A 15,000-nucleotide genomic window follows, 5' to 3' on the forward strand; every position below is an offset into this window, starting at 1 on the left:
GACCGCCGCCCGCCGCGGTCGTCAGACGAGCAGCGCCGCCAGCAGGGTGACGCCGGCCAGGAACCAGGCGACGTAGTCACCCACGTGCCCCGAGTGCAGCCGGCGCAGCGGGACCGTCCAGCGGACCGGTTCCCCGGCCACCGGCCGCTGGACGGCCAGCAGCGCCAGCACCACGGCCAGGACGGAGGCCAGCAGGCCCCACACCACGCCGGGTGTCGTCCAGTGCGGTGCGGGCGTCGGCGCGGGCTCGGTGGCCCGGCCGTCCAGCACGGCCGCGAGGTAGCCGGCGTGGTCGGTGAAGGCGTCGGCGGCCCCGCCGACGGCGGAGCGCAGCCCCGGGACCAGCCCCACCGCCAGGGCGCAGGCCAGCAGCACGGTCGGCGCCAGGAGCATCGAGTCCGGGATCCGCGCGAGCAGCCGCCGGGTCTCCGGCTCCTCGCCCTCCCCGGTCGTCTCCTCCGGACTGCCGGGCGGGCGGCTGCCGAGACCCAGGAACACCCGGGCGCCGGCCCGGAGCACCGCGCCGCCGGTGACCGCGGAGACCACCACGAACAGCGCGGTGGCCCAGCCGCCCGCCGCCTCCTCGGTGACCGCCTTGCCCAGCGCGGTGCCGAACGGCGGCAGCCCGGCGAGGGCCAGCCCGCCGGTCCCGAACATCCCCGCCAGCCAGGGGAGTTCCCGCCCCTTGCCGTGCAGCTCGTACTCGTCGACGCTGCCGAACCGGTCCAGCAGGACCCCCACACAGGCGAACAGCGCCGCCTTCACCCCGGCGTGCGCGAGCACGTACAGCGCGACACCGCCGATGCCCTCCGGCGTGAGCACCGCCAGCCCGATCAGGAACAGTCCGGTGTGCGCGACCGTGGAGTAGGCGAGCAGCCGCTTGAGGTGGCGCTGCTGCCAGCACATCGCCGCGCCCAGTACGGCCGTCAGCACCCCCAGGGCCAGCAGCGCCCGGTGCGCGTCGGGCGCGGGGATGCCGCCCGGGCCGGCGAAGGCCGTCCAGTAGACGCGAGCCGTGCCGTACACGCCCAGCTCCACCATCACCCCCGACAGCAGCATGCACACCGGTGTCGGGGCGACCGCGTGCGCGTCGGCGAGCCAGAAGTGGAACGGCACCGCGGCGGCCTTGACCAGCAGGCCGGTGGCGACCAGGACGAACGCGGCGATCACCAGGGCGTCCGGGCCGCCGGGGCGGGCGTCGAGCGCCCGGCCGATCTGGGCCAGGCCCAGCTCCCCCGTCCGGGCGTAGAGCAGGCCGATGCCCAGCAAGGTGGTGTAGCCGCCGAGGGAGTTGACGACCCCGAAGACCAGGCCGCCCTGGACGGCGCGGGCCTCCTCGACGCGGTAGCCGGTCAGCGCGTACGCGACGACACCCATCAGCTCGAAGAAGACGAACGCGTTGAACAGGTCGCCGGTGAGCGCGAAGCCGCACATGCCCGCCTGGAAGAGCAGCACCAGGGCCGGGAAGGAGCCGGCGTGCCGGCGCGGTGGCTCGTCGAAGTACCGCCAGGCGTAGGCGAGTGCGGCCGGCACCAGCAGCGAGACCAGCGTGGCGAGGCCGAGACCGGTCCGGTCGCCGACCAGCACGATCCCCACGCTCACCCCGCCGTGCGGCCGCCAGCCGCCCAGCCACTCGACGGGCCGCGCGGTGGCCGACGGCAGGGCGGCGGACGCGGCCAGCGCGAGCGCCGCGGTGCCCGCGGCGAACACCAGGCCCAGCACCTCGGCGGCCGGGCGCGGCAGCCGCCGGCCCGCCCCGACGAGCACCGCGGCGCCGAACAGGGGCACGGCCACGATCAGCGGCAGCATCCGGGCGACGGTCACCCCCGCAGCTCCGAGAGCTCATCGGGATCCACCGTCCGGTGCCGCTTGGCGATCTGGATGACCAGGGCGAGCAGCAGCGCGGTGACGGTCGCCCCGATGACGATGTCGGTGAGGGTCAGGGCCTGCACGACGGGGTCGACGACGGGCCGGGAGCCCGGCGCGATGTCGGAGAAGACCGGAGCGGTGCCGCCGTGCCGGTAGCCGACGGCGAGCAGCAGCACGTACGTGGCGGACTGGCAGACCGCGAGGCAGCCCACCGCGTGGATGAGGTTGCGGCTGGTCGCCAGCCCGTAGCAGCCGATCAGGAACAGCCAGCCCGCGCACAGATACGGCAGCACACTCATGTCCCGTCCTCCGCCTCGTCGTCCGGTCCGCTCACGATCTCCACGGCCTGGTCCAGGAAGCGGGCCAGCAGCACCACGATCCCGGCCGCGACCTCCACGCCGATGGCGGCGTTGAGCAGCGGCACGGTGCCGCCGGAGGAGAGGGTGTTGAAGGTGCCGTAGGGCAGGAAGTTCGTCAGGAACGCCGCCCCGGTCAGCAGTGCCGCCGCACCGAGCAGGAGGTACCCGGCCTCGCCCGCGGCGTCCGCCACCTCGTACAGGCCGACCGGTCTGATCCGCTCCAGCGCCCGGTAGTCGATGGCGATGTACAGCAGGTGCAGCGACGTCGCCACCACCACACCGCCCTGGAAGCCGCCGCCGGGGCTGAGCTGGCCGTGGGCGACGACGTACAGCCCGATGAGCAGGGTGACGGGCAGCGCGATCAGCGCGTAGCGGCGCACCGGCGGGGCGACCCGGGCCGGCTCCGGGGGCAGCCGCTGCTCGTCGCGGGTCTGTCGGAGCAGCACGACGGTGCCGAGGACCGAGCCGAAGAGGATCGATTCCTCGCCGAGGGTGTCCAGCGCCCGCTGGTCGAAGTTGACCGAGGCGATGGTGTTGGCGGTGTGCCGGGCGAGCGCGGCGTGCACCGCCCGGTCGCCGTACGGGTGCCAGGTGCCGCCGAACACCGGCAGTTCGACGCAGGCGAGGACGAACAGCGTGGCCGTCCCCAGCATCCCGGCGGCCAGCACCCACAGTCGCAGCCGCATGCTCACGCCGACCCCCTCACTCGTGTTCCTCCCGGCGCTCGCTGCGGGCCTTGCGGCGCACCTTGCGCACGGACAGCAGCACCATCAGCGGGGTCAGTGCGGAGCCGACCGCCAGTTGGGAGAGCGCCACATCGGGCGCCTGCAGCAGCAGGAACAGGGCGGCGAGGGCCAGGCCGAGCAGCGACAGCACGAAGGACTGACGGACCGGGTCACGCACCAGGACGGCGCCGGTCCCGGCGATGGCCACCAGCACCAGACCGATCAGCACCGGCACGCTCTCAGCCATCGGACATCCCCTCCGCGGAGCCGGAGAGCCCGTGCCCCGCCGTGACGGCCGCGGTCACCGCGCGGGACGCGGTACGGCTGCCCAGCACCAACAGCCCGCCGATCACCAGGAGTTTCAGCAGCGCCCTGCCGGGCCCGGTGACGCAGCACAGCGGCACCACCACCGCCGGCACCGCGACGTAGTTCAGCGCCGTCGTCGCCAGCAGCGACCGCGGGCGCGGCGGGCGGGCCGCCATCCGGTCGGCCAGCAGCCGCACGTAGAGCAGGGTGCCGGCCGGTCCGAGGACCGCGAGCACCAGTGCCGTGTCGACGTACGCCGTGCGGCCGAAGCCCTGGGCCAGCAGCAGGAACACCAGACTGAGCAGCGTCGTCGTCAGATTCTGCGCGGGCACCCGGCGCGAGACCGGGCCGGTGGCCGTGGCGCAGGCGGCCGGCGCCACCCCGCACAGCAGCAGCGCCGTTCCCGCGGCCGTCCAGCCGTTCACCGGCCGCCGGCCGCGCGTCGCGCCCCGACGGCGGCCGCCGCGGCGACCAGCCCGGCGCCGGCGCCGACCGCCCACTCCAGGGTGTCCACCGGGCCGATCAGCACGATCCACAGCAGGGTCAACGCCGCCCACCAGCCGATGAGTTCGGCGCTCGTCGTCAGCCGTCCGGCCACCTGTACGCACCTCCCGCCGACCGGTTACCCGGCCCACAGGCTCACATGCGGGGCCCGGGCCGACCCGTCACCGCGCCGCGCGTTACTCCGTCGGAGCGCGGGCGGCGCGGCGGTCGGGGGCGGTCAGCCGGACCAGGTCCAGTCGGCGACCTCGGGCAGGTCCACGCCGTGCTCCCGGATCCAGGCGTGGTGGCGGGTACGGACGTCGGCCATCGCCTGGCGCACCGCCACGGCGCGGACGCCGAGGCCGGGCACCCGGTCCACCACGTCCATCACCAGCCGGTAGCGGTCGAGGTCGTTGCGCACGACCATGTCGAAGGGCGTGGTGGTGGTGCCCTCCTCCTTGTAGCCGCGCACATGGAGGTTGCGGTGGCCGGCGCGGCGGTAGCCGAGCCGGTGGATCAGCCACGGGTAGCCGTGATAGGCGAAGATGACCGGCTTGTCGCGGGTGAACAGCGCGTCGTACTCGGAGTCCGGCATGCCGTGCGGGTGTTCGCCGGCCGGCAGCAGCCGGGCCATGTCGACGACATTGACCACCCGCACCGCCAGCTCCGGCAGGTGCCGGCGCAGCAGATCGGCCGCGGCCAGCGTCTCCAGGGTGGGGACGTCCCCGGCGCAGGCCAGCACCACGTCCGGGTCGCGGCTGCCGTCCTCGGTGCCCGCCCACTCCCAGGTGCCGACGCCGCGTGCGCAGTGGGCGCGGGCCTCGTCGAGGGTGAGCCAGTCGAAGCTCGGCTGCTTGCCGGCCACGATCACATTGACGTAGTCCCGGGTGTGCAGCACGTGTTCGGCCACCGACAGCAGGGTGTTGGCGTCCGGCGGCAGATAGACCCGCACGCACTCCGGGCTCTTGTTGAGGACGTGGTCGACGAAGCCGGGGTCCTGGTGCGAGAAGCCGTTGTGGTCCTGCCGCCAGACGTGCGAGGTGAGCAGGTAGTTCAGCGAGGCGATCGGGCGCCGCCAGGGCAGCCGGCGGGCCGTCCGCAGCCACTTGAGGTGCTGGTTGACCATCGAGTCGACGATGTGCGCGAACGCCTCGTAGCTGGAGAACAGTCCGTGCCGGCCGGTCAGCAGATAGCCCTCCAGCCACCCCTGGCACAGGTGCTCCGAGAGCACCTCCATGACCCGGCCGCCGCGGGCCAAGTGCTCGTCGGTGTCCAGCGTCTCGGCCTCCCACGCCTTGGAGGTGGCGCCGTAGAGCGCGCCCAGCCGGTTGGACTCGGTCTCGTCGGGGCCCACGACGCGGAAGTCGCGGCGCTCGGCGGTGGCCTCCATGACCGCGGCCAGCAGGCCGCCGAGCACCCGGGTCGGCTCGTGCACCGCGCTGCCGCGCTTGTCCACCTCCACCGCGTGCCGCTCCAGCGGCGGGGTCGGCAGATCGCGCAGCAGCAGCCCGCCGTTGGCGTGCGGCGAGGCGCCCAGCCGGCGCGTCCCCCCGGGCACGCAGGCGAGCACCTCGGGCCGCGGCCGCCCGTCGCCGCCGAACAGTTCCGCGGGCCGGTAGGAACGCAGCCAGTCCTCCAGCTGCCGCAGGTGCTCGGGGTTGTCGCGCACGCCGGCCAGCGGGACCTGGTGGGAGCGCCAGGTGCCCTCGACGGGTTTGCCGTCGACCTCGCGGGGGCCGGTCCAGCCCTTGGGCGTGCGCAGCACGATCATCGGCCAGCGGGGGCGCCCGGTCGCCCCGTCGACCCGGGCCCGGCGCTGGATGTCGGAGATCCGGTCCAGGCAGTGGTCCATCGCGGCGGCGAACTCCTGGTGCACCGCCGCCGCATCGTCGCCGGTGACGTGCACCGGCTCGTGGCCGACGCCGCGCAGCAGGTGGTCCAGCTCCTCCCGGGGCAGCCGGGCCAGCACCGTCGGGTTGGCGATCTTGTAGCCGTTGAGGTGCAGGACCGGCAGCACGGCGCCGTCGTGCACCGGGTCGAGGAACTTGGTGCTGTGCCAGGACGCGGCGAGCGGACCGGTCTCCGCCTCCCCGTCGCCCACCACGCACGCGACCACCAGCTCCGGGTTGTCGAAGGCCGCGCCGTAGGCATGGGTGAGGGAGTAGCCCAGCTCACCGCCCTCGTGGATCGAGCCCGGGACCTGCGGTGCGACATGGCTCGGGATGCCGCCGGGGAACGAGAACTGCCGGAACAGCCGGGCCATGCCCGCCGCGTCCCGGCTGACGTCGGGGTAGATCTCGGAGAACGTGCCGTCCAGCCAGGAGTTGGCCACCACGGCCGGTCCGCCGTGCCCCGGCCCCCAGATGCACAGCGCGTCCAGGTCGCGGGCCTTGATGACGCGGTTGAGGTGGGTGTGGACGAGGTTGAGCCCGGGCGAGGTGCCCCAGTGGCCCAGCAGCCGCGGTTTGATGTGCTCGGGGCGCAGCGGCTCCGCCAGCAGCGGATTGGCCATCAGGTAGATCTGCCCCACGGCCAGGTAGTTGGCGGCTCGCCAGTGGGCGTCCAGTGCCCGCAGTTCGTCGGCGCCGAGCGGCCCCTGCGCCGAGGGGGCAGGGACCGTTCCCGCGGCCGCCGGGGCGTGCGCATCGGGCATGCTCATCTCCTCACCGAGAGGGTGTGCAGGGGGTGTTCACAGGGTGCGCAGCGCGGGCAGCAGCTTGGTCTCCGCCCAGTCCAGGAACGGTTCCTGGTGCTCGCCGCCGATCTGGACCAGCGCGACCTCGGTGAAACCCGCGTCGACGTACGGGCGCACCGCCTCGACGAACCGGCCGACGTCGTCGCCGCACGGCACGGCCTCGGCGACGTCCTCGGGGCGTACGTACCGGGTGGCGCCCTCGAACCCGGCGGGCCCCGGCAGCTCGGCGTTGACCCGCCAGCCGCCGGTCATCCAGCGGAACTGGTCGTGCGCCCGGGCGATCGCCGCGTCCCGGTCCCGGTCGTGGCAGACGGGCAGCTGGCCGACGCGTGGTTTGCCCCGGCCGCCGTACCGGTCGAAGGCCGCCAGCAGCTCGCTCTCGGGTTCGGTGGCGATCACCAGGTCGCCGAGCCGGCCGGCGATCTCGCAGGAGCGGTCGCCCGAGACGGCCACCCCGATGGGCGGCGTCACGTCGGGCAGATCCCACAGCTTGGCGTGCACCACGTCGAAGTGGGTGCCGTGGTGGGTGACCTCGCCGCCCTCGAACAGCGCGCGGATGATCTCGATCGCCTCGGCGAGCTTGTCCAGCCGTACGGGCGCGGCCGGCCAGCCGGCGCCCACCACGTGCTCGTTGAGGTTCTCGCCGGAGCCGAGCCCCAGCCGGAACCGGCCCTCCGACAGCAGCTGCACGGTCGCCGCCTTCTGGGCGACGACGGCGGGGTGGTAGCGGGTGGTCGGGCAGGTCACATAGGTCATCAGGGGGATGCGGCTGGTCGCCTGCGCGGCGGCGCCCAGCACGCTCCAGGCGTACGAGGAGTGGCCCTGGGAGGCCAGCCACGGGAAGTAGTGGTCGGAGGTCACCGAGAAGTCGAATCCGGCGCGCTCGGCGCCCACCACATGCTCGACCAGCGCCCGCGGCCCGGCCTGCTCGGTCATCATCGTGTATCCGATATCCACCATTTAATACACCTTGGGTTGGTTACACTGCGCAGGCAACCGGACCGTCCGGTTCAGTCGGGCGGCTCGGGGGACGGGTGCTCGTCCGGCTCCGCGCCGGGCGGCTCCTTCGGTTCCGGTCCCGGCTCCTCCGGCTCCGGCTCGGCCGGTACGGGGTCGCGGGGCAGCGGCTCCGGGTCGCTGGGCACCGCGCCCGGGCCCTTGGGTGGCGGTTCCGTGGTCATCGCGTTCATGGCGCTTCTCCTTCCTCTCCATCGTGCGTCCAATGCCCCCGGACGGCCCTTTCACGAAAAAAGCCCCGGTCGCGCTCACGAAGAGTCACGTTCGGGGCATGGCTGGGCGCACTCGTGACGGCGGCGGCGCAAGCGTTCGCCCGGGAGGGCTCGTTGGTCCCCGTCCGGTCGCTTCCCGCCCCGCCGCCCGCCGGGGCGGGCGGTCAGTAGACGTCGCGGACGTAGCGCTTGTCGGCGGCGAGCTGTTTGACGTACCCGGCGGCGGCGTCCGGCGTCAGGCCGCCGTGGGCCACCGCGATCTCACGCAGGGCGCGGTCGACGTCCCCGGCCATCCGGGAGGCGTCGCCGCACACGTAGAAGTGGGCCCCGTCCTGGAGCCAGGACCACAGCTGGGCGCCGTGCTCGCGCATCCGGTCCTGCACATAGACCTTGGCCCGCTGGTCGCGGGAGAAGGCGGTGTCCAGCCGGGTCAGCAGCCCGTCGTCGCGCATCCGGCCGAGTTCGTCCTCGTAGTAGAAGTCCGTGGCGCGGCGCTGCTCCCCGAAGAAGAGCCAGTTGGGGCCGCGGTGGCCGCGGGCGCGTCGCTCGTCGAGGAAGCCGAGGAAGGGCGCGACGCCGGTGCCGGGCCCGACCATCACCATCGGGGTCGCCGGATCGGCCGGCGGCCGGAAGTGCGGGTTCTGCCGTACGAACACCGGCACCGGGCTGCCGGGCCCGGCGTCCGCCAGGAAGGCCGAGGCCACGCCCTTGCGCGGGTGGCCGTGGCGGTTCTCGTAGCGGACCACGGAGACCGTCAGGCCGATCTGCCCGGGGTCGGCCAGTGGGCTGGACGAGATGGAGTACAGCCGGGGCTGCAGCCGTCCGAGGACCCCGGCCCACTCCGCGGCGTCGGCCCCCACCGGGTGCTCGGCGAGCACGTCGACGGCCTGCCGGCCCCAGGCCCATCGGGCGAATTCGCCCTTGTTGTCGGGCCGCAGCAGCTTCTTGAGCCCCCGGTCACCGGTGCGATCGGCGAGCAGCCGGAGGAGGTCGGGGGTGATCCTGGTGATGTCCAGATGGCGGCTGAGCGCCTCGCCGAGCGGCACGTCCTCCAGCCCGGTGAGTCCGACGGGCGTGGCGGGGTCGAGGCCGGTGACGGCCAGCCACTCCGCCACCAGCTCGGGGCAGTTCAGCGGCCGCACCCCCAGCGCGTCGCCGGCCTCGTACGCCAGCGGTCCGTCCGCGGCGTCCCGGGTGTCGAGGGTGAACCGGCGCACCTCCTTGGTGGCGCCGGGCCGGCTCAGCAGCTGGTTGCCGGTGAGGCGGGCGGTGGCCGGCGCGGCCTTGGAGGGGCGGCGGGGCCCGGCGGGCGCGGCCGGTGCCGCCGCGGCGGGCCCCGGCTCCGCTGCGCTGCCGACGGTGTCGCCGGCCGGTTCCGTACCGTCCTCCAGCGCGGAGAGCACCTGCTCCAGCCACTGCCCGGCCGGCTGCTCGTAGTCCGGCTCGCAGTCCGTACGGGGCGCCAGCCGCACCGCGCCCAGCTCCGCGAGGCGCGCGTCGAGCCGGCGACCGTGGCCGCAGAAGTCGTCGTACGAGGAGTCGCCCAGTGCCAGCACCGAGTAGCGCACCCCGTCCAGCCGTGGGGTGTCCGGCGCGTTGAGCGTCTCCCAGAATCCCGACCCGTTGTCGGGGGCGTCGCCGTCGCCGAAGGTGCTGGTGACGATCAGCAGGTCGGCGGTGCGCGGCAACGCGGCGGGCGCGCTGTCGGCCATGCTCAGCAGGGTCGCCTCCCGGCCGCTGCCCGCCAGCCGCTGCGCCGCGGCCGCCGCGACCTCCTCGGCGTTACCGGTCTGGGAGGCCCACAGGACGAGGACCGTGCGGGCGGGGGAGTCGGCCGACGGGGCGCCGGCGGGGTCCGCCGCGGCCGGCTCCGGGGCCGGCCGGACCTGCGGGGCCCGGGAGAACATCCCGGCCAGCACGCCGTTCACCCACAGTGCGCTCTCCGGGTCGAAGGGCGCCTGCGCCGGCAGCACGGGCGTGCCGACGGCCGGCGCGGAGCGCAGCCCGTCCAGGAATCCGGAGAGGTAGCGGCGCTCGTGCGGAGACAGCACCGGCGGGCCGGTGTCGGGCAGGCGGAACACCTCGGTCAGCGTCGCCACCGGGTCCCGCGCCCCGTCGCCGCGCCCCGCGGCCGGATCCGCGGGGCCGTCCGCGCGGGCCGGTGCCGCCTCGCTCCCGGGGCCGCCCGCCTCTCCCGCGACCTTGGCCAGCGACACCGCGCAATTCTTGAACCCGGGCTGGAAGGAGAGCGGATCGACCGCGTCATGGGTGACCGCGTTGACGCTGAGGTACTCGCCGAACAGGTCGTTCCAGTGGAACGGCGCGAAGCAGTTCCCGGGCCGTACCCGGTCGGTCACCACCGCGGGCAGCACCGCCCGCCCGCGCCGGGAGGCGACCTCCACCGCGTCACCCCCGGCGATCCCCAGCGCCGCGGCGTCCTCCGGGTGGATCTCCACGAACGGCCCGGAGTCCAGCCGGTTCAGCTTGCCGACCTTGCCGGTCTTGGTGAGGGTGTGCCACTGGTGCGGCAGCCGGCCGGTGTTGAGCACGTACGGGAAGTCGTCGTCGGGCAGTTCGGCGGACGGGAGGTGCGGGCGGGCGAAGAACGCGGCGCGGCCGGAGGCGGTGGGGAAGGCCAGCCGCGGCCGGGAGCCGTCCGGCCGCACCACCGGGTCCTGGCTGACCCCGTCGTTGAGGTAGCGCACCGGGTTGCGGTCGGGGCCGTCCGCGTCGGCGCTGGGCCACTGCACCGGGGTGCCGCGCAGCCGCTCGTACGACACCCCCCGCAGGTCATAGCCGGTCCGCGGGTTCCGGGCCCGTTTGATCTCCTCGAATATCTCCTCCGCGCTCTGGTAGCCGAAGGCGTCCTCGTACCCCATCTCGCAGGCGATCCGCGCGATGATCCGCCAGTCCGGCCAGGACTCGCCCGGCGGGTCGGCGGCCCGGCGCGCCAGCGTCAGGTTGCGCTCCGAATTGACCATCACGCCCTCGGACTCGGCCCACATCGCGGCCGGCAGCACCACATCGGCGTACGCGTTGGTCTCGGTCTCCGCGAAGACGTCCTGTGCCACCACGAACTCGGCGGCCTCCAGCCCCTCGATGACCGTCCGGCGGTTGGCGACCGAGGCGACCGGGTTGGTGCAGATGATCCAGCAGGCCCTGATGCCCCCGTCGGCCATCTGCCGGAACATCTCGACGGTCCCCTTGCCGCCGTCGTCCGCGCGCAGCGTCCCCGGCGCGAGGTCCCACAGCTCCTCGACGAACGCCCGGTCCTCGGCCACCAGCGCCGACCGCTGCCCGGGCAGGCCCGGCCCCATGTACCCCATCTCGCGGCCGCCCATCGCGTTGGGCTGGCCGGTGAGCGAGAACGGCCCGCTGCCCGGGCGGCAGATCGCGCCGGTCGCCAGATGCAGGTTGATCAGCGCATTGGTGTTCCAGGTGCCGTGGACGCTCTGGTTCAGCCCCATCGTCCAGCAGCTCATCCAGTCGCCCGCCGCACCGATCCACTCGGCGGCCCGGCGCAGGTCGGCCTCCGCGAGCCCGGTGATCCCGGCGACCACGGCCGGCGGATAGTCCTTGAGGAAGTCCGGCATCGCCTCCCAGCCCTCGGTGTGCCCGGCGATGAACTCCGTGTCGATCCGGCCGTTCTCCACCAGAAGGTGCAGCAGCCCGTTCAGCAGCGCCAGATCCGTCCCCGGCGTGACCTGGAGGAACAAATCCGCCTTCGCCGCGGTGGCGGTCCGCCGCGGGTCGACCACGATCAGCTTGGCGCCCGCCTTGACCCGCTCCATCATCCGCAGGAAGAGGATCGGATGGCAGTCGGCCATGTTGGAGCCGATGACCAGGAAGACGTCGGCCCGCTCGAAGTCCTGGTACGAGCCGGGCGGGCCGTCCGCGCCCAGCGACAGCTTGTAGCCGCTGCCCGCGCTCGCCATGCACAGCCGGGAGTTGGACTCGATGTGCCGGGTGCGGACGAAGCCCTTGGCCAGCTTGTTGGCCAGGTACTGCGCCTCCAGCGTCAGCTGCCCGGAGACGTACAGCGCGAGGGCGTCCGGCCCGTGGGTGTCGACGATCTCGCGCAGTCGCCGGGCGGTCTCCTTCACGGCGGTGTCCATCGCGGTGGCCGCCGGCGCGTCGCCGCGGTCCGCGCGCACCAGGGGGTGGGTCAGCCGCCCGGGCGCGGTGAGCAGCTCGGCGCTGGTCGCCCCCTTGGTGCACAGCCGGCCGGCGTTCGAGGGGTGCGCCTTGTCGCCGTACGCCTTGCGGACCGTGCGCCGTCCGGCCGGGTCCGTCGCGACGTCCAGCACGATCCCGCAGCCGACACCGCAGTACGAGCACGCGGTCCGCACCTGCGTGGTGCTCTCTGCCGGCGGTTCCGGTGCGGTCACGGGCGGTCCCCTTCGTGGTCGGATGCTCGGTCCGACCCTACGAACGGCCCGTTAACCAGGTGTCACGTCAAGCGATCATCCGCCGTTACGGCGACCACACAGCCGCCCCGGACTGCTCGTGAGGAAGCGGATGCGCCGCCGACATGGTTGAGCGACTTCGAAAGTGTAGTGATTGCACTTTCTGATTCGCTGTGCTTTTCTGCTGTCATGAACCCCACCCCTCTCCGCATCGCGATCATCGGTGCCGGCCCCGGCGGGCTGACCTGCGCCCGGGTCCTCCAGCGGCACGGCGTCGCGGTCACCGTCTTCGACCATGAGGCGTCCGCCGACGCCCGCCCGCAAGGCGGCACGCTGGACCTGCACCTGACGACCGGCCAGGCGGCGCTGCGCGCGGCCGGCCTCCACGACGAGTTCACCGCGCTCGCCCGCCCCGAGGGGCAGGAGACGCGGCTGCTCGACCACACCGCCACCGTGCTCTTCCGGCACACCCCGGCCCCCGACGACAACGCCCGCCCGGAGATCGACCGGGGCGAGCTGCGCCGCCTGCTGCTGTCGTCCCTGGCCCCGGGGTCCGTGTACTGGGGGCACTACCTGCGGACCCTGCACCCGCTCGGCGACGGGCGCCACCACGCCGAGTTCGACGACGGTCACACCGAGACCTTCGACCTGGTCATCGGCGCCGACGGCGCCTGGTCCCGGGTGCGGCCGATGCTCTCCGACGCCGACCCGCACTACTCCGGCGTCACCTTCGTCGAGTTCGGCTTCGACGCCGCGGACACCCGGCACCCGGAGATCGCGGGCCTCGTCGGCGACGGCAGCATGATGGCCTCCGCCCCCAACCGGGCGCTGATCGTCCAGCGCAACGCGCACGGCCACCTCCGCGGCTACGCCGCCTTCCGCGGCTCGCAGGACTGGGCCCTGGAGGCCGGGGTGCGGATGGCGGACACCGAGGCGGTGCGGGCCGTGCTGCTCGAAGGGTTCGCCGGGTGGGACGAGCGGCTGCTGGCACTGCTGCGGGAGAACGACGGCGGGTTCGCCAACCGGCCGCTGTTCGCGCTGCCGGTGCCGCACACCTGGACGCACACCCCGGGCCTGACCCTGCTCGGCGACGCCGCGCACCTGATGACGCCGTTCTCCGGCATGGGCGCCAATTTGGCCATGCTCGACGGCAGCGAACTCGCCGAGGCCCTCGCCGGGGCCGATGACCCGGACGCCGCGGTCCGCGCCTACGAGGAGGTCATGCTGCCCCGCTCCGCCCAGGCCGCCGAGGGGGCCGCCCGCGGCCTGGCCAACGCCATCGCACCCGACGCCCCCCAGGGCTCCCTGCGCCATCTGCGCCGGATGGCCGGGCAGGAAGGACCGTGACCGCCGAGGACGGGCCCACGCCCGGGCGCCGCGAGCGCAAGAAGGCCCGGACCCGCCAGGCGCTGGCCGACGCCGCCCTCCGGCTCTTCCTGGAACGCGGCTACGACCAGGTCGGCGTCAAGGACGTGGCCGACGCCGCGGACGTCTCGGTGACCACCCTGTTCAAGCACTTCTCCGGCAAGGAAGCCCTGGTCTTCGACCAGGACGCCGAGCAGCGCGCGGCCCTGGTCGCCGCCGTCCGCGAGCGCCGGCCGGGCACCACCGTGCTGGACGCGCTGCGGGCGCACCTCCGCGGCCTGCTGGTGTGCGCCCACGAGACGCCCGGCTTCCGGGACTTCCGGGAACTGGTCGAGAACACCCCGGCGCTCGCCGAGTACGCCCACCGGATGTGGCTGCGCCACGAGACGGCCCTGGCCGAGGCGCTCGCCGCGGAACTCGGCACCCCGCCGGACGCCCCGTCGGTGCGCGCGCTGGCCCACTACGTGCTGGCCGCCCGGCAACTGGCCGGCGGGTCCACCGACCCCGGCCCCGCCCTGGACGAGATCTTCGCGCGGATCGGGAAGGGCTGGGCCGACCTGGTGGACTGACCACGGCCGGCCTCCCTGTGGTGGCCCGCCTCCGGTTGCGGCCCCCGCCCGCCCGTCGCACGATCGGCAGCGTACGGACTGCCGGGCGCGGCGAACGGACGCCACCGCGAGACGGCTCGGCCACGGCCCGGCGCAGAGGGACGGAACACCGTGAAGATCACTGAGCCCACGCCCGGCGCGCCCTGCTGGGTGGAGCTGGGCACCTCGGACGTCGACGCCGCCGCCGTGTACTACCGGCAGGTCTTCGGCTGGCACGGCGCGGCCGGCCCGGGTGACGGGACCGGCGGCTCCGTCCTGTTCCGCCTGGACGGCGCCCCGGTCGCCGGGGCGGCCGCGCTGCAGGCCCCCGGGCAGCCGACCGCCTGGACCGTCTCGTTCGCCACGCCGGACGCCGACGCGCTGGCCGCCGCGGTCACCGAGGTCGGCGGGCGGCAACTGGTGGCCCCCGCGGACGTCCTCGACCGGGGCCGCTTCGCGGTGCTGGCCGACCCGGAAGGGGCCGTCTTCTCGGTGTGGCAGGCCCGCTCCTTCGCCGGGGCCGGGCTGCTCAACGCGCCGGGCTCGCTGGGCTGGGTCGAGCTCGCCACCCGGGACGAGGAGGCCGCGAAGCACTTCTACACCCGTGTCTTCGGCTGGAGCGTCGGCACCCACGAGGACTATCCGCAGTTCGGCCTCGACGGCGCCGACTTCGGCGGCATGAGCGCGCTGGACGAGTTCTACCCGGATGACGTCCGGGCCCACTGGCTGCCGTACTTCGCGGTCGCCGACGTCGACGGGACGGCCGCCCGGGCCGCCGACTCCGGCGGGATGCTGCTGGTGCCGCCCACGGACGTCCCCGACGGGCCGCGGGTCGCGGTGGTCCGGGACCCGCAGGGGGCCCACTTCGGGATCCACCTCGTCGGCACGGAGGGCTGAGCCCGGGGACACCCGCCGCCGGTCCACCGTCACACAATCGGCGGCCTGTTCGTCGTTTCACCACATTCTTGGGGCCCCC

Annotated in this window: 13 protein-coding genes; 3 read left to right on the forward strand and 10 right to left on the reverse strand. The window is 74.2% G+C overall.

Going from position 1 to position 15,000, the window contains the following annotated elements; genetic code table 11:
- Nucleotides 1-21: 21 nt before the first annotated feature.
- From SL103_RS13265 to SL103_RS13305, 10 genes are all read right to left on the reverse strand, one after another.
- Nucleotides 22-1,824: a complex I subunit 5 family protein gene (locus SL103_RS13265; RefSeq protein ID WP_208869855.1), complete on the reverse strand. Its 1,803-nt coding sequence runs from the start codon at nt 1,822-1,824 to the stop codon at nt 22-24.
- Nucleotides 1,821-2,168, reverse strand: a complete 348-nt coding sequence (locus tag SL103_RS13270; protein WP_069569050.1) for a sodium:proton antiporter — start codon at nt 2,166-2,168, stop codon at nt 1,821-1,823. The genes SL103_RS13265 and SL103_RS13270 overlap by 4 nt, the downstream gene beginning before the upstream one ends.
- A complete protein-coding gene (locus SL103_RS13275; RefSeq protein WP_069569051.1) occupies nt 2,165-2,920 on the reverse strand; it encodes an MnhB domain-containing protein in 756 nt (251 codons plus the stop codon). The genes SL103_RS13270 and SL103_RS13275 overlap by 4 nt, the downstream gene beginning before the upstream one ends.
- Before the next feature lie 10 nt (nt 2,921-2,930).
- A complete protein-coding gene (locus tag SL103_RS13280; RefSeq protein WP_069569052.1) occupies nt 2,931-3,200 on the reverse strand; it encodes a hydrogenase subunit MbhD domain-containing protein in 270 nt (89 codons plus the stop codon).
- Entirely contained in the window at nt 3,193-3,684 is a 492-nt protein-coding gene (locus SL103_RS13285) for a monovalent cation/H+ antiporter complex subunit F (RefSeq protein WP_069569053.1), read from the reverse strand. The genes SL103_RS13280 and SL103_RS13285 overlap by 8 nt, the downstream gene beginning before the upstream one ends.
- Complete coding sequence (locus tag SL103_RS37790) at nt 3,681-3,857, reverse strand: hypothetical protein (protein ID WP_164492794.1); 177 nt, start codon at nt 3,855-3,857, stop codon at nt 3,681-3,683. The genes SL103_RS13285 and SL103_RS37790 overlap by 4 nt, the downstream gene beginning before the upstream one ends.
- 123 nt (nt 3,858-3,980) lie before the next feature.
- The gene (locus tag SL103_RS13290; RefSeq protein WP_069569054.1) at nt 3,981-6,395 is read right to left on the reverse strand and encodes a phosphoketolase family protein; all 2,415 of its coding nucleotides are present in this window, start codon (nt 6,393-6,395) and stop codon (nt 3,981-3,983) included.
- Nucleotides 6,396-6,431: 36 nt separating this feature from the next.
- Nucleotides 6,432-7,397, reverse strand: coding sequence for an LLM class F420-dependent oxidoreductase (locus SL103_RS13295; protein WP_069569055.1), 966 nt, complete (start codon nt 7,395-7,397; stop codon nt 6,432-6,434).
- 50 nt (nt 7,398-7,447) lie between these two features.
- On the reverse strand, nt 7,448-7,627 hold the full coding sequence (locus SL103_RS13300) for a hypothetical protein (protein WP_069569056.1): 180 nt from the start codon (nt 7,625-7,627) through the stop codon (nt 7,448-7,450).
- A 203-nt stretch (nt 7,628-7,830) separates the two neighbouring features.
- Complete coding sequence (locus tag SL103_RS13305; RefSeq protein ID WP_069569057.1) at nt 7,831-12,054, reverse strand: bifunctional nitrate reductase/sulfite reductase flavoprotein subunit alpha; 4,224 nt, start codon at nt 12,052-12,054, stop codon at nt 7,831-7,833.
- Nucleotides 12,055-12,261: 207 nt separating this feature from the next.
- On the opposite strand from SL103_RS13305, the gene SL103_RS13310 reads away from it, so the two are divergent.
- The 3 genes from SL103_RS13310 to SL103_RS13320 all read left to right on the forward strand — a co-directional run bounded on the left by SL103_RS13310 (nt 12,262) and on the right by SL103_RS13320 (nt 14,921).
- Nucleotides 12,262-13,419 carry an FAD-dependent oxidoreductase gene (locus SL103_RS13310; protein WP_069569058.1) on the forward strand — a complete coding sequence of 386 codons (1,158 nt, stop codon included), beginning with the start codon at nt 12,262-12,264 and terminating at the stop codon, nt 13,417-13,419.
- Complete coding sequence (locus tag SL103_RS13315) at nt 13,416-14,006, forward strand: TetR/AcrR family transcriptional regulator (protein WP_069569059.1); 591 nt, start codon at nt 13,416-13,418, stop codon at nt 14,004-14,006. Before SL103_RS13310 ends, SL103_RS13315 begins: the two co-directional genes overlap by 4 nt.
- Before the next feature lie 150 nt (nt 14,007-14,156).
- The gene (locus SL103_RS13320; RefSeq protein ID WP_069569060.1) at nt 14,157-14,921 is read left to right on the forward strand and encodes a VOC family protein; all 765 of its coding nucleotides are present in this window, start codon (nt 14,157-14,159) and stop codon (nt 14,919-14,921) included.
- Nucleotides 14,922-15,000 lie beyond the last annotated feature (79 nt).

Source organism: Streptomyces lydicus, assembly GCF_001729485.1.
Lineage (GTDB): Bacteria > Actinomycetota > Actinomycetes > Streptomycetales > Streptomycetaceae > Streptomyces > Streptomyces lydicus_D.

Excerpts from the sequence above, each read along its gene's own strand:
- SL103_RS13290 (WP_069569054.1), bottom strand. The coding sequence starts at position 6,395 with ATGCCCGATGCGCACGCCCCGGCGGCCGCGGGAACGGTCCCTGCCCCC.
- SL103_RS13295 (WP_069569055.1), bottom strand. The coding sequence starts at position 7,397 with ATGGTGGATATCGGATACACGATGATGACCGAGCAGGCCGGGCCGCGG.
- SL103_RS13310 (WP_069569058.1), top strand. The coding sequence starts at position 12,262 with ATGAACCCCACCCCTCTCCGCATCGCGATCATCGGTGCCGGCCCCGGC.
- SL103_RS13280 (WP_069569052.1), bottom strand. The coding sequence starts at position 3,200 with ATGGCTGAGAGCGTGCCGGTGCTGATCGGTCTGGTGCTGGTGGCCATC.
- SL103_RS13270 (WP_069569050.1), bottom strand. The coding sequence starts at position 2,168 with ATGAGTGTGCTGCCGTATCTGTGCGCGGGCTGGCTGTTCCTGATCGGC.
- SL103_RS13300 (WP_069569056.1), bottom strand. The coding sequence starts at position 7,627 with ATGAACGCGATGACCACGGAACCGCCACCCAAGGGCCCGGGCGCGGTG.